The sequence below is a fragment of the Cupriavidus cauae genome, from assembly GCF_008632125.1.
Lineage (GTDB): Bacteria > Pseudomonadota > Gammaproteobacteria > Burkholderiales > Burkholderiaceae > Cupriavidus > Cupriavidus cauae.
Genome location: NZ_VWRN01000035.1, coordinates 74,565 through 88,766 on the forward strand (window position 1 = coordinate 74,565; position 14,202 = coordinate 88,766).

The window sequence follows — 14,202 nt, forward strand, 5'->3', positions numbered from 1 at the left end:
GTCGGACAGCCTCCGATTGACGCCGCAATGACACGGGCCTAGTTTCAATCGTCGCGCCCGCTGCGGCACGTTCGTGTTCCGGCGCTTGCCGCCCGCACGGTACGGCCGCATCCGCAACCGACCGCGTGCCGTCCGGCGCGCATCCGATCCCGACACCGATTCGCTGCTCCTGCGCGCAGGACGACAGGAGCGGACAGGCCGTGCGCGCCGGTCGTGGCCATGGGCCTTGTTGCGGTGCAACTTCGGCGCCATTTGATGGATGAGGAGGATACCCGACGTTGATCAATCAAGAGGCGGATAAGCAACAAACGTTTCAAATTGTTGCAACCGTTGCGTGACCGAAACGTGACTTTTGGTAGGCAAATTTGTTAAGGTTTTGTCCCGCATTGCAGCAAATCCAACACCTTCCAAGCGTCACCAAAGTCACAGCCCCCGGCAACGTCCGTCATGGGGCGGCTCAGGCACCGGTTCTCCGGCCTGGCCATCGACGAGTTTCCGCGCCACTGTCCGCGGCTTCCCGAATAACCAATTGCATTACCGACTACCGCCTTTGATGACGGCATTCATGATCGACTCCGCCATTTCCTCGCCGCTCTCCGCCCGTTCCCGCCGGCCCATGCCGTCGGCGCGCTTCGACGGCGTGCGACTGGGACGCTGGCTGTGTGCCGGTGCGCTGGCCTGCTTCGCAATGGCGGCGCATGCGTTCAGCTTCGATACCGTGGCGGCGCGCGCGCGCCAGCTCGCCAATTCCCCGTACAAGGCCCCCAAGGCCCATCTGCCGACCGAGCTGCGCGAACTGTCGTACCCGCGCTATCGCGAGATCCAGTACAAGCCCGAACGCTTCGTCTGGCGCAATACCAAGCTGCCGTTCGAGCTGTCGTTCTTCCACGAGGGCATGGTGTTCGACCAGCCCGTCAAGATCAACGAGGTCACCGGCAACCGCGTGCGCGAGATGCGCTTCAATCCGGCCGACTTCAACTACGGCTCGCACAAGTTCGACCCCGAGATGCTCAAGGGCCTGGGCTTTGCGGGCTTTCGCGTGCTGCATCCGGTCAACGGCAAGCACAAGGACGAGGTGGTGTCCTTCGTCGGCGCCAGCTATTTCCGCGGCGTCGGCAAGGATCAGTGGTACGGGCTGTCGGCGCGTGGTCTTGCAGTCGACACCGCGCTCGCTTCGGGCGAGGAATTCCCGCGCTTCGTCGAGTACTGGATCGAGCGTCCCGCACCGGGCGACAAGCAGCTGGTCATCTATGCGCTGATGGATTCGCGCCGCATGAGCGGCGCCTATCGCTTCGTGATCAAGCCGGGCACCGACACCGAGACCGAGGTCAAGGCACGCCTGTATCTGCGCGAGAACGTGACCAAGCTGGGCCTGGCGCCGCTGACCAGCATGTACCTGTTCGGCGAAAACCAGCCGCCCGCGGCGCCGGAGTTCCGTCCCGAGGTGCACGACTCCGACGGCCTGTCGATCCAGCTGGGTACCGGCGAATGGATCTGGCGTCCGCTCGTCAATCCGCGCCGCCTGCTGGTGACCTCGTTCTCGGCGACCAATCCGCAGGGCTTCGGCCTGATGCAGCGCGACCGCTCGTTCGCCAGCTACCAGGAAATCGGCGAATGGTATGAACGCCGGCCGAGCGGCTGGGTCGAACCCCGCGGTAACTGGGGTTCGGGGCGCGTCGAACTGGTGATGATCCCGACGCCGGACGAGACCAACGACAACATCGTGGCCTATTGGGTCCCGGACAACCCGCCCAAGCCGAAGCAGCCGTTCGATCTCGAATACCGGCTGCTGTGGCAGAAGGACCGCGAGCGCATGCCGCCGCTGTCGTGGGTCACGCAGACCCGCCGCGGGCAGGGGCTGTCCCGCAACAAGGAGGACACCAGCTTCTCGCTGCTGGTGGACTTCGAGGGGCCCGCATTCAAGAAGCTGGATCCCGCCGCGCATATCGATGCGGTGGTATCGGCCGATGGCAACGCCGAACTGCTGCGCACCACGACGCAGCGCAACGAGGCCACCGGTGGCTGGCGCATGACGATGTTCCTGCGCCGCAAGGACGAGAACAAGCCGGTCGAGTTGCGCGGCTATCTTCGCAACGGCAACACAACCCTGTCAGAGACATGGAGCTACATCTTACCCCCAGGCTAAAGCAGCGCTCGGCCGCGGCGGCGTGCGAGCGCTATGTCGACCGCCTGCCGGTATCGCCGGAACAGCGCCGCGACCTGCTCGCCGATACCGCGCTGCATGAAGGCATCGTCATCAAGGGCGATGCCACCGGCGACGATCCCGGCGTGCGCTCGCTGCAAAAGGCGCTGTCCAATGGCGACGGCGCGGCTTCTCCCGCCGGCGCGGCCTACGGCTCGATCGAGCGGCGCCTGCAACTCGCCTACGGCGAGCCCAAGGTCGGCGGCGAACCGCTGATCGAGCGGCGCGCCGACGGTACGGTCCATGTGGCCACCGGCCCCGAACCCAAACGTGCGTCGATGGTGCCGCGGCCGTGGCCGCCGCACCTGGTCGCGGCCTTCGTGCGCAACGGCGTGCGCAAGCTGTTCGGCAAGCCGCCCGTTCCCGAGACCTGGGACACGCTGCACGACGGCCCCGACGCCGAGGGCAAGTGGCATCCGGCCGGTGCGCACCGCCGCTGGGTGCTGCTGTTGCTGGTGATCGTGCAGACCATGATGGCGACGTACTTCATGTCGACGGTGCTGCCGTACAAGGGCAACGACACCCTCGAGATGATCACGCTGGGCCTGTTCACGGTGCTGTTCTCGTGGGTCTCGGCCGGCTTCTGGACCGCGATGATGGGCTTCCTGGTGCTGGCCAAGGGGGGCGATCGCCATCTGATCTCGCGCTCCGCGAGCGGCAACGCGCCGATCGCCCGGGAGGCGCGCACCGCGGTCATCATGCCGATCTGCAACGAGGACGTGACCCGCGTCTTCGCCGGCCTGCGCGCGACCTACGAATCGCTGGAACGCACCGGCGAACTCGCCCACTTCGATTTCTTCGTGCTGTCCGACAGCGGCAATCCCGACCTGCGCACCGCGGAAACCGATGCGTGGATGGAGACCTGCCGCGCGGTCAACGGCTTCGGCCGCATCTTCTATCGCTGGCGCCGTCATCGCGTCAAGCGCAAGACCGGCAACGTGGCCGACTTCTGCCGCCGCTGGGGCAGCAAGTATCGCTACATGGTGGTGCTCGACGCCGACAGCGTGATGAGCGGCGATTGCCTGGCCACGCTGGTGCGGCTGATGGAGGCTAACCCGGGCGCCGGCATCATCCAGACCGCGCCGCTGGCGACCGGCCGCGAGACGATGTATGCGCGCGTGCAGCAGTTCGCCACGCGCGTCTACGGACCGCTGTTCACGGCCGGCCTGCATTACTGGCAACTGGGCGAATCGCACTACTGGGGCCACAACGCGATCATCCGCATCAAGCCCTTCATGGAGCATTGCGCGCTGGCGCCGCTGCCCGGCAAGGGGCCGCTGGCCGGCGAGATCCTGTCGCACGATTTCGTCGAGGCCGCGCTGATGCGCCGCGCCGGCTGGGGGGTGTGGATCGCCTACGATCTGCCGGGCTCGTTCGAGGAGCTGCCGCCCAATCTGCTCGACGAGGTCAAGCGCGACCGCCGCTGGTGCCAGGGCAACCTGATGAACTTCCGGCTGTGGATGAAGCAGGGCTTCCACGCCGTGCACCGCGCGGTGTTCCTGACCGGCGTGATGGCCTACCTGTCGGCGCCGCTGTGGTTCCTGTTCCTGCTGCTGTCGACCGCGATGCTGGCCAAGCATGCGCTGGTGCCGCCCGAGTACTTCTCGCAGCCGTACCAGTTCTATCCGAACTGGCCCGAGTGGCATCCGGAGAAGGCGCTCGCGCTGTTCTCGGCCACCGCCACGCTGCTGTTCCTGCCGAAGCTGTTCGGCGTGGTGCTGCTGATGAAGCAGGCGCGCCGCTACGGCGGGGCGCTGCGGCTGATGCTGTCGATGCTGATCGAGGTCGTGATCTCGGCCCTGCTGGCGCCGGTGCGGATGCTGTTCCATACGCAGTTCGTGCTCGCCGCCTATATCGGCTGGGGCATCTCGTGGAAGTCGCCGCCGCGCGAGGACGCCGAGACGAGCTGGGGCGAGGCGGTGCGCCGCCACGGCTGGCACACCGTGCTGGGTCTGGGCTGGGGCGCGCTGGTGTACTGGCTCGATCCGGGCTTCGTCTGGTGGCTGCTGCCGATCGTCGGCGCGCTGGCGCTGTCGATCCCGCTGTCGGTCTGGCTCTCGCGCGTCAGCCTGGGCCGCGCCACGCGCCGTGCCGGACTGTTCGTGATTCCGGAAGAAATCGAGCCGCCGCGCGAGATCGTCGACACGCAGCGCCATGTGGCGGAGGCAGGCGATACGCCGGGCTTCGTCGACGCGGTGGTCGATCCGGTCACCAATGCGCTGATGTGCGCAACGGCGACCACGCGCGTGGTGCAGCCGGCCAGCACGCAGCGCCAGCACGCGGTGCTGGTGCAGCAGGCGCTGACCAATGGCCCCGGCAATCTGAGCGCGAAGCAGAAGCTGCTGCTGCTGAACGATCCGCTGGCGCTGTCGCGGCTGCACGAGGCGGTGTGGTCGTCGCCGCTGGCCGACGACGGCTGGAAGGCCACGCGTGCGCTGCTGCGCCGCGCGGCCAATGTCGTGCCCCTGCGCCCGCGGGGGAGTGCGGCGGCTTGATCGGACACCACCCCCTCTCCCCGACCCTCTCCCGGTGAGGGAGAGGGAGAACCCAAACGCCGGCTGCCACCGCCAACGCCGCTTCAATGCCTCGCTCCCCGCTCCCGCATGCGGGAGAGGGTTGGGGGAGAGGGGTTGGGACAGAGGGCAGGAGCGGTGGCTATGCCATCGCCGATGGAAGCGAGACGGGACGCTCAGCGCAGCGCCGCCGTGCAGATCGGGCCGTTGATATAGACGTCGCCGACGCGGCGCTCGCCGCGGGCCTTGCGTGTCATGTAGCGGAACATCATGCTGACGCCCAGCTTGGTCAGGATCTCGACGTCGCGATTCGCGCAGATATTGCGCTGTAGCGGCGCGGCATAGCTGACCTCGAAGCTGGCCAGGTCCAGCATCGGCCCGCTGTAGTTGGTCAATTCCAGCTGGAACAGGATGTGTTTGCCGGGCACCGCCTGGCAGCGGCGCAGACGCGTTTCCTTGTCGATCTCGATCGGCAGCGCGTCGTTGAGCTGGCGGCAGGCGCGCGCCAGCACGGTATCGGGCCGGCGCGAGCTGCGCAGGAATTCGGGGACGCCGGCCGCGCCGGTGTTCTGGCCGGTGGCCGCGCCGCGCAGCATGCGGGTCAGCGAATCGGCTTCATCGACCACCACGGCCGCGCTCGCGGCTGGATGTGCCGCGACAGTACGCGCCGTGACCGGCGCCGCGCAGGCGGACGAGGCCCACAGCAACCAGGTTGCGGTAGCGATCCCGATGGAGGCCGACGTTCCTCGGGCGATCGATGCAGTCGTGTGGTTCGATATGGTTCGCATGCAGGGAAAGAACGCCTGGAACGGCACGGGGCTGGGGCTGCGCTGAAGTCCCGCGATCGAGACCGGCGATGAAGACGGACCGGCAGTGTGTCGACCGGGTGCATTGTACCCGCCGGCCCCGTGAGGCGGAACCCGCAGGCACGCAATACATCACGGTGTGCAACAATTGCGCCTTTCGCTTGACGGCGTTCCGTCGTCCGCCAATGACCCAATCCTCCCGCACGGCCACGACGCCGCGTTTTCCGCTTTGGCTGCTGATCTGCGCGTCGCTGACCGCCTTGGCGCCGCTGTCGATCGACATGTACCTGCCGGCGTTCCCGACGCTGGCCGCCGACCTCGGCGTCGACATCGGCAGCGTGCAGCTGACGCTCGGTACCTTCCTGGTCGGCCTGGCGATCGGGCAGTCCTTCTACGGTCCGGTCAGCGACCGCTTCGGCCGCAAGGCGCCGCTGTATGTCGGGCTCAGCCTCTACGTGCTGGCGTCGGTGGCCTGCGCGCTGTCCGGCGACGCACCCGCACTGATGGCCTGGCGCTTCGTGCAGGCGGCCGGCGGCTGCGCCGGCATGGTGATGGCGCGCGCGATGGTGCGCGACCGGCTCGAGGCGCACGAGTCCGCGCGCGCGTTCTCGTCGCTGATGCTGGTGATGGGCCTGGCGCCGATCCTCGCGCCGATCGTCGGGGGCGCGATCCTGACCGTGCTGGGCTGGCGGGCGATCTTCTGGGTGATGGCCGCGGTCGGCACGCTGGTCCTGCTGCTGGTGCATTTCCGCCTGGAGGAGTCGCTGGACCCGCGCCGCGCGACGCCGCTGCGCCTGGGCAATGTCTTCGACAACTACGGCGCGCTGCTGCGCGATCGCGAATTTCTCGGCTACTCGCTGTGCGCCGGCTTCGCGCAGTCGGGCATGTTTGCGTACATTGCCGGCTCACCCTTCGTGCTGATCGAACTGCATGGCATCGATCCCTCGCACTATGGTTTCGTCTTCGGCGCCAATGCGTTCGGCCTGATCGCGATGTCGCAGATCAATGCGGCGCTGGTGCGCGGCCGCTCGCTCGACCGCGTGCTGCAGTTGGCGCTGCTGGCGCCGTGCGGCGCGGGACTGCTGCTCGCGCTGGCCAACCTCGCCAACGTGGCGGCGCTGCCGGTGCTGCTGGTCGGCTTCTTCATCTTCGTGGCGGGCCTGGGTTGTATCACGCCCAACGCGTCGGCGCTGGCGCTCGCGCATCAGGGCCATCGCGCCGGCACCGCATCGGCGCTGATGGGCACGCTGCAATTCGGCATGGGCACGCTGGCCGGTACCGCGGTCAGCCTGTGGCACGACGGCACCGCCTTGCCGCTGGGCGTGGTGATGGCCATCGCCGGCATCGGCGCGGTGCTGATGCGCATGTTCGGCCGTCGTTCCGCCGTGGTGGCTGCCGCGGAATAGGCTGCCGGCCGGGGAGGCGTGGCGACGCGGGGCGCCGCGGCCCTTGCCGCAGGTTCGGGATAACCCGCTGTCGGACCCGCGTCAAAGCCCCGAATTGAGGGGGTAAATCTCCCCGAAAGCCGCTTGACGGAAGGATTTCCGGCATTTTCGTTGCGTCGGTGCGACTGGGGATTGCCCAACGCGCAAGCGGCGGATTAGACTGCGCCGGTCGGTGAAACGGCTCAGGCTGGTCACCGGTGACGACGACCAACAAGGGATACAGCCATGAATAAAGGTGAACTGGTGTCTGCCATCGCCGCAGACGCGGAACTGAGCAACGCTGCAGCAGAGCGCGCCCTGAACGCCGCGCTGGAAAACATCAAGAAGGCGGTTGCCAAGGGAGATTCGGTCACGCTGGTGGGCTTCGGCAGCTTCGGCGCCGGCAAGCGCGCCGCCCGTACCGGCCGCAACCCGCGCACCGGCGAAACGATCAAAATTCCGGCCGCCAAGACGGTCAAGTTCTCTGCCGGCCAGGGTTTCAAGGACGCTGTGAACAAGAAGAAGTAAGAGCGGGCATCCTCGGATGCCAACCGGAGAGAGCGGCCCACGTGGGCCGCTTTTTCATTTGGCGCCGCCGTCGCCGCGCCGCGCTACACTCGCATCCTGCAAGCGCGTTCCGCCACCGCCGCAGTTCGCCACCCCAATCTCAACCCACCCGCGCCGATTCCTCCGCGCCGCTCCCGATGAACGACCTCTCGCATCAACTGTCGATGACCGTGCTGATGACGCCGGACATGGCCAATTTCTCCGGCAATGTCCACGGCGGCACCATCCTCAAATATCTGGACATGGTCGCCTATGCCTGTGCCAGCCGCTACGCGGGCCGCTATGTCGTCACGCTGTCGGTCGACCAGGTGGTGTTCCGCCAGCCGATCCACGTCGGCGAACTGGTGACCTTCCTCGCCGCGGTCAACTACACCGGGCGCAGCTCGATGGAGATCGGCATCAAGGTCATCACCGAGAACATCCGCAGCAAGCTGGTGCGCCATACCAACAGCTGCTATTTCACGATGGTCGCGGTCGACGACGACGGCAAGCCGGCCGAGGTGCCGCCGCTGGTGCCGCGCGACGAGGTCGAGCGCCAGCGCTTCGCCGCCGCGCAACTGCGCCGCCAGCTGCGCCAGGAGATGGAGCACCGGCACGACCAGATCCAGGGCGCGGTGAGCTGACCATGGCGCGCGCATCCCGTCGTCCGATGGCCGCAGGTTCGGCCGCATCGCTGGCTGCCGTGCGGGCTGGTGCGTTGGTTCGTCCGCTGGTTCGTCCGTTGGTTGGTGCGTTCGTTGGGGCGCTGGCGTTCGCCACGATCGCGCCCGCGCATGCCGAAGAAATCGGCAGCGTCAACACGCATTTCCGCGTGACCGGCTCGGACCGCGTCGTGATCGAGGCCTACGACGATCCCGAAGTCGACGGCATCACCTGCTACGTCTCGCGCGCCCGCACCGGCGGCATCAAGGGATCGCTCGGCATGGCCGAGGACCCGGCCGAAGCCTCGATCGCCTGCAGGCAGGTCGGCAAGATCGCCTTCAAGGGCCCGCTGCGCCAGCAGGACAATGTGTTCTCCGAACGCATGTCGATCCTGTTCAAGACCCTGCACGTGGTGCGCGTGGTCGATCGCAAGCGCAACACGCTGGTCTACCTGACCTATTCGGACCGCATCGTGTCCGGCAGCCCGAAGAACAGCGTGACGGCGGTACCGGTGGAGGCCGGCACGCCGATCCCGCTGCGCTGAGCGCTGCTCTCTTTCGTGGGGGGCGCTACTGCCCCAGCGCCGCCCGCTCCGCCGCGCAGTCGCGCGTCGGCTTCAGCCCCTTGGCGCGCGCGGCCGCCACCTCGGTGCGTGCGGCCGCGAGGTCGGCGCGGAAGGTCGGATCGGCATGCAGCCGCGCCACCGTGGCGGCGCCCATGATGCGGCCCTGGTTGGCATCGCTCTGCCAGTGCACGTTGCAGGCGAGGCGGCTCTGGCCGTAGGCGAGCCCGCGCGCCAGGATCGCGTCGGCGCGCTCGGGGTCGACCTCGGTCAGGATCAGCGCCCAGGCCCAGCCCGCCGCGTTGTGGCCGGACGGGTAGGAGCCGTCCTTGGCCAGCTTGGCGACATCGTCGGGGGTGCAGGTCGGCAGGTGGTTGACGAGGAAGGGACGCTGGCGCCGGTAGTGCTCCTTGGCGCGATAGGTCGACAGGCCGGCGTCCACCAGGCTGCGCCGCAGCAGCAGGTAGAGCTGCGGGGTATCGCGTTCGTTGATCGGCACGCCCAGCGCGCACGAGAAGGTCTCGGCCGCCTGCGGGAATTTCAGGTTGGCGTCTTCGACGGCCAGTTGCCAGCGGGGCGTACCTGTCTTGGCCAGGTTCGCGCGCGCGGCTTCCTCGTCGGCGGCGAGCGCCTGCGAGCCGGGCGCAGGCGGTGGCGGCACGAGGCGCAGGCTGTCGGGACGCTGGTCCGCGGGTAGGTAACCGGCGAGAACGCCCGGGCGCAGTTCCGGCACGTCGCCGGCCCGGCTGATGGGGCCCTGGCTGGCGCAACCGTAGGCGCCTGCCAGAAAGGCGGCGACGGCAAAGACGGACAGGGTGCCGCGCCAGGCGGCGCGGATGGGCGAGGCGGCAGTGGCCAAGATAGGGGCTCCCGGTTGTCGTGATAGGGCGCGTGGCGCGTGGCTACGCGTTCGCGCCATTGTCGAACAGCTTGCGCAATTCCGACTTCAGGATCTTGCCGTTTGCGTTGCGCGGCAGCGTCGCGTCGCGCACGATCACGCGGACCGGCACCTTGAACGCCGCCAGCCGCTGCGCGACGAAGGCCTGCAGCTCGGCCTCGGTAACGCTGGCGCCGGGCTTGACGCCTACCACCGCGCCCGGTTCCTCGCCCAGCGTGCGGTGCGGGATGCCGACCAGGGCCGCGTCCATCACCGCGGGATGCTCGTACAGCGCGCTCTCGACCTCGATGCAATAGATGTTCTCGCCGCCGCGGATCAGCATGTCCTTGGCGCGATCGACGATATAGAGGAAGCCTTCCTCGTCCAGCCGCGCGATATCGCCGGTGCGCAGCCAGCCGTCGACGAAGGTGCTGGCGGTGGCCTCGGGCTTGTTCCAGTAGCCGCGCACGACATTGGCGCCGCGCACCATCAGCTCGCCGACCTCGCCGGGCGGCAGGGCGCGGCCGCGGCCGTCGACCACCTTCATCTCGCCGATCGGCAGCGCGGGGCCGCTGCTGTCGGGACGATGCAGGTATTCCTCGGCGTTGTGGCTGGTGAAGGTGGCCGAGGTCTCGGTCATGCCCCAGCCGATGCCGGGCATCGACTTGGGGAACACCTCGACGATGCGGCGGACCAGCTCGGGCGAGGCCGGCGCGCCGCCGTAGTTGACGCTCTCCAGCGACGACAGGTCGAAGCGCTCACGCTCGGGATGCTCGACCAGTTGCCAGGCGATGGTCGGCACGCCGCCGGCCACCGTGCAGCGCTCGCGCTCGATCAGCGCCAGCGCGCGCAGCGCGTCCCAGCGGCGCATCAGCACGATCTTGCTGCCGGCGTGCAAGGCGCCGTTCAGCACCGACATGCAGCCGGTCACGTGGAAAAAGGGCACCGACAGCAGCGTGGCCTTCTGCGGTGCCTGCGGGTCGGGTTCGGGAATCGGCTGGCCACGGCGCAGGAAGTTGCGCGCCGGGCCGAAGCCGCCGCAGAAGGCCACCGTGGTCGCATTGCGGTGCGTGCCGATGGCGCCCTTGGGCTTGCCGGTAGTGCCGGAGGTATAGAACAGCGTGGCGTCGTCCTCGGGATCGATCGCCACGTCGGGCAGCGGCAGATCCGGCAACGCGTCCCAGGCCATCACGTCGCCGGTGGTCCGCTCCAGCGGCACCACGCGCGGATCAACATCTCCGGCCATCGCGGCATTGCCGGCATCGGCGCCGAAGCGGCAGACATGGACGCGCAGCAGGGCGGGGCACTCGGCCAGATGCGAACGCAGCCGCTCGAGCCGTTCGTCGTCGACGATGGCGACCTTGCAGCCGGAATCGGCCAGGCCGTATTGCAGCTCGGGGCCGGTCCACCATGCGTTGAGCGGCGTCGCGATGGCGCCGGTCAGCAGCGCGCCGTAGAAGGCCGCGGGCCATTCGGGCAGGTTGCGCATCGCCACCGCGACACGGTCGCCGGGGCGCACGCCGTCCGCGATCAACGCGTGCGCGATCGCCAGCGCGGCGCGCGCGAAGCCCGCATAGGAAACGCGCTGGTCCTCGTAGACGACGAAGGTACGCTCGCCGCGCGCGCGGGCCTGCAGGAACAGGTCGCGCAGCGTCGGCGGCGCGTGCTTCCAGACCGTGGTTGGAATGCCGCGGATCTCGCGCACCTCGGTTTCGAACGGTGCGCCGGGAGCGGTCAGGCGGGCATGGGCTTCGGCCAGCGAGATCGCCGGCCAGGCCGGCGAATCTCCCTGCGCACTGCCCTGTGAACTGCGGGTCGGCGGTGCCATCGGGCGGCGAGCGTGAGCGCCGCTCAGATCGTCACGCCGCCGTCGACCACCAGCGCCTGGCCGGTCATGAAGGTGCTGGCGCTCGAGGCCAGGTAGACCGCCGCGCCGGCGATCTCGACCGGCTCGCCGATGCGGCGCAGCGGCGCGTTCTCGGTCGATTGCTTGTAGCGCACCGGGTCCTCCCACAGCGCGCGGGCGAAGTCGGTCTTGATCAGGCCCGGGGCGATGCAGTTGACGCGCACATTGTGCGGGCCGAATTCGACGGCCAGGTTGCGCGCCAGCTGGAAGTCCGCCGCCTTCGAGATGTTGTAGACGCCGATGGTCGGCGAGCCGCGCAGGCCGCCGATCGACGACACGATGATGATCGAGCCGTCCTTGCGGTCGATCATCTGCGGCGCGACCATCTGGATCAGCCAGTGGTTGGAGATCACGTTGTTGTCGAGCACCTTGCGGAACTGCTCGTCGGTGACCCCGCCCATCGGACCGTAGTAGGGGTTGGACGCGGCATTGCAGACCAGCACGTCGATCTTGCCGAACACGCGGTTGGTCTCGTCGACCAGATGCTGCAGATCGCTCTTGGACGAGATATTGGCCGGCACGGCGATCGCGGTGCCGTCGCCGTGCCTGGCGTTGATGGCGTCGACCACTTCCTGGCAGGCCTCGGCCTTGCGCGACGAAATGACCACCTTGGCGCCCTGGACCGCCATCTGCTCGGCGATCGCGCGGCCGATGCCGCGCGAAGAGCCGGTGACGATGGCGACCTTGCCGCTCAGATCGAACAATGACATGGGGTGTCTCCTCTACCGATCCCGTTTTCCGGTGGACTCTGATGTTGGTGTGGCGCCGCGGCACGCGTTGCACGGGCGGCGGCGACCGGCACATTATGGTCGGTGGGTCTGGCCGCGTCCACAGGCCGGCACGCGTTCCTCGGCCCTTATCAGCATTCTTTCTGCGGGGGATTCACGGCGTGCATGGTGCGCAGGGTGGGCCGGTGTGCGGGGCGCCCGCCCGCATGCCTCAGGCCCGCCGCGCCAGCCATTCCCGCAGGCCGGCCGCCGTCTCGTCGTCCAACCGTACGCCGATCCGTTTGCGCAGCGTGGCGACGATCTCCGCCGGCGTGTCGAGCAGCAGGTGGCGGCTGGCGCCATCGGCATCGCGCTCGGTCAGCTCGCCGTTGGTCATCGTCAGGCGGACGTTGCCGTCGGTGCGCGCCGCCATCAGCCGGTGCAGGAACACGCTGTCCGGATGGGTGCAGACATACCAGTTGCGCGCCGCGTAATCGATCCACGCCTGCGGCGACAGGTCGAAGCGATAGAGCTTGGCCCAGCCGTCGGCGGTGGCCAGTTCGAGATCGAGCAGGTGGAACGCGCCGCCGGATGCCGCACCGGGCGGTGCGCTGACCAGCCGGTACGGCAGCCCCTCGGGCGCCGGTTCGGACAGCGGCAGCGCGCAGGGCGGATTGGGGCCGCCGAAGCCGGCGTCGGCGATGTAGTCGCGGTGGGCGACGCGCACGCGCAGCAGCAGATGGGACTGCGGCGTCGGCACGCCTTCGTCGACGCCGTAGCGCACCCGCGCGGCCAGCGGCACCACCTCGAAGCCGAGCGCCGTCAGCGCGGCGGCCAGTAGCGTGTTGTGCTCGAAGCAGTAGCCGCCGCGCTCGCGCGTCACCAGCTTGTCGAACACCGCGTCGAGCGCGATGTCGATCGGGCGGCCGAGCAGCACGTCGATGTTCTCGAACGGAATGCGTCGCAGATGCGCGGCAACGATCGCGTCGAGCGCCTCGCGGCTGGGCGATGGGCGCTCGCGCAGGCCGATGCGGTTCAGATAGGCGTCGAGCCGGTCGGCATCCAGGCTCGGCTGGGCCGATGGGTTCACCGGTGTGGTCAAGTCAAGGTCTCCAGGGTCGACAGATCGAGCAGTTCGATATCGGCGTAGCGCAGCCGCAGCAGGCCGCGTGCCTCCAGTTCGCGCAGCGCGTGGTTCACGGTCTGCCGGGACAGGCCGAGCATCTGCGCCAGTTGTTCCTGCGGCAGATGGATCGAGCGATGGGGCTGCCGTGCGGGGTCTTCGGCCGCCGCGGGCGTGTCGCCATAGGAGCGCGCGATGGCCGCGAGCCGCCGGGCGGTACGCGCCAGCGGGGGCAGCAATTGCGCCTCCTCGACATAGCGGAACGCCTCGCGTGTCTTGCCGGCCAGCAGCTTGCCGAACTCCCGCCACCAGGCCGGCTGCGCGGCCAGCATCGCGTCGAGCCGGGCGCGCGGGACGTGCCACACCGCCGCACGCGTCGCCGCGCGGGCGTCATGCGTGCGCAGCAGGCCGTCGAACAGGCAGATCTCCCCGAACCATGCGCCCGCTTCCAGCAGGCCCAGCAGCGCGGCCTTGCCGCCGGCATCGTGCGCATGCACAAGAACCGCGCCGGCGATCACCGCGTACAGGCCATCGAAGGGATCGCCGCGCTGGAACAGGACCTCGCCAGGTTCCAGCCGGCGCATCGTGCCGCTCTCGAGCAGGGCCGCGCGCATGTCCTCGGGCAGGCCGCGAAACCAGCTACCCGTGCGCAGCGGGGCGAGCGGATCGGCGGGGTTGTCGGTGCCACGCGTGGGGCAGGCAAGGGGCGGAATGCCCATGGTGGTCTCCATCGTCATCGCGACGCAGGGCAGGGTCGAGGTGAGTCCGTGCGAGCGTCGGTGCGTGCGCCGGTGCGAGTTCGGCAAGGGCCGGGGACGAGGTCAAGGACCAGCCCAGGGACAAGCCCAGGGACAAGCCCGGACTGTCAAAAT

Annotated in this window: 13 protein-coding genes; 7 read left to right on the forward strand and 6 right to left on the reverse strand. The window is 68.6% G+C overall.

Translation table 11 applies throughout. The annotated features are described in order from the left end of the window. Positions 1-616 precede the first annotated feature (616 nt). Positions 617-2,146, forward strand: coding sequence for a glucan biosynthesis protein G (locus F1599_RS13905; protein ID WP_304524166.1), 1,530 nt, complete (start codon positions 617-619; stop codon positions 2,144-2,146). Continuing rightward, entirely contained in the window at positions 2,119-4,698 is a 2,580-nt protein-coding gene (mdoH, locus tag F1599_RS13910; RefSeq protein ID WP_149318150.1) for a glucans biosynthesis glucosyltransferase MdoH, read from the forward strand. The genes F1599_RS13905 and mdoH overlap by 28 nt, the downstream gene beginning before the upstream one ends. 194 nt (positions 4,699-4,892) lie before the next feature. On the opposite strand, the gene F1599_RS13915 is transcribed toward mdoH, so the two are convergent. Further along, positions 4,893-5,423 carry a hypothetical protein gene (locus tag F1599_RS13915; protein ID WP_043440846.1) on the reverse strand — a complete coding sequence of 177 codons (531 nt, stop codon included), beginning with the start codon at positions 5,421-5,423 and terminating at the stop codon, positions 4,893-4,895. Here F1599_RS13915 and F1599_RS25855 point away from each other — a divergent pair. From F1599_RS25855 to F1599_RS13935, 5 genes are all read left to right on the forward strand, one after another. After that, the gene (locus F1599_RS25855) at positions 5,386-5,550 is read left to right on the forward strand and encodes a hypothetical protein (protein ID WP_187829200.1); all 165 of its coding nucleotides are present in this window, start codon (positions 5,386-5,388) and stop codon (positions 5,548-5,550) included. The genes F1599_RS13915 and F1599_RS25855 overlap by 38 nt on opposite strands. 157 nt (positions 5,551-5,707) lie before the next feature. Next, positions 5,708-6,928 carry a Bcr/CflA family multidrug efflux MFS transporter gene (locus tag F1599_RS13920; RefSeq protein ID WP_150083448.1) on the forward strand — a complete coding sequence of 407 codons (1,221 nt, stop codon included), beginning with the start codon at positions 5,708-5,710 and terminating at the stop codon, positions 6,926-6,928. A gap of 264 nt (positions 6,929-7,192) precedes the next feature. After that, positions 7,193-7,474, forward strand: coding sequence for an HU family DNA-binding protein (locus F1599_RS13925; protein WP_006577833.1), 282 nt, complete (start codon positions 7,193-7,195; stop codon positions 7,472-7,474). Positions 7,475-7,650: 176 nt separating this feature from the next. Continuing rightward, positions 7,651-8,136, forward strand: coding sequence for an acyl-CoA thioesterase (locus F1599_RS13930; protein ID WP_149318152.1), 486 nt, complete (start codon positions 7,651-7,653; stop codon positions 8,134-8,136). Positions 8,137-8,138: 2 nt separating this feature from the next. Next, positions 8,139-8,699: a CreA family protein gene (locus F1599_RS13935; RefSeq protein ID WP_223819632.1), complete on the forward strand. Its 561-nt coding sequence runs from the start codon at positions 8,139-8,141 to the stop codon at positions 8,697-8,699. A 25-nt stretch (positions 8,700-8,724) separates the two neighbouring features. Here the strand turns inward: F1599_RS13935 and F1599_RS13940 are convergent, their stop codons facing one another. From F1599_RS13940 to F1599_RS13960, 5 genes are all read right to left on the reverse strand, one after another. Next, positions 8,725-9,576 carry an acid phosphatase gene (locus F1599_RS13940; protein WP_370639463.1) on the reverse strand — a complete coding sequence of 284 codons (852 nt, stop codon included), beginning with the start codon at positions 9,574-9,576 and terminating at the stop codon, positions 8,725-8,727. A 43-nt stretch (positions 9,577-9,619) separates the two neighbouring features. Next, positions 9,620-11,422: a class I adenylate-forming enzyme family protein gene (locus tag F1599_RS13945; protein ID WP_150083450.1), complete on the reverse strand. Its 1,803-nt coding sequence runs from the start codon at positions 11,420-11,422 to the stop codon at positions 9,620-9,622. Between the two features lie 23 nt (positions 11,423-11,445). Further along, complete coding sequence (locus F1599_RS13950) at positions 11,446-12,210, reverse strand: SDR family oxidoreductase (protein WP_149318154.1); 765 nt, start codon at positions 12,208-12,210, stop codon at positions 11,446-11,448. 229 nt (positions 12,211-12,439) lie between these two features. Further along, positions 12,440-13,309 (reverse strand): arylamine N-acetyltransferase family protein, encoded by an 870-nt coding sequence (locus tag F1599_RS13955; RefSeq protein WP_223819633.1) that lies wholly within the window; start codon positions 13,307-13,309, stop codon positions 12,440-12,442. Continuing rightward, on the reverse strand, positions 13,306-14,049 hold the full coding sequence (locus tag F1599_RS13960) for a Crp/Fnr family transcriptional regulator (protein WP_149318380.1): 744 nt from the start codon (positions 14,047-14,049) through the stop codon (positions 13,306-13,308). Before F1599_RS13960 ends, F1599_RS13955 begins: the two co-directional genes overlap by 4 nt. Positions 14,050-14,202: the final 153 nt, after the last annotated feature.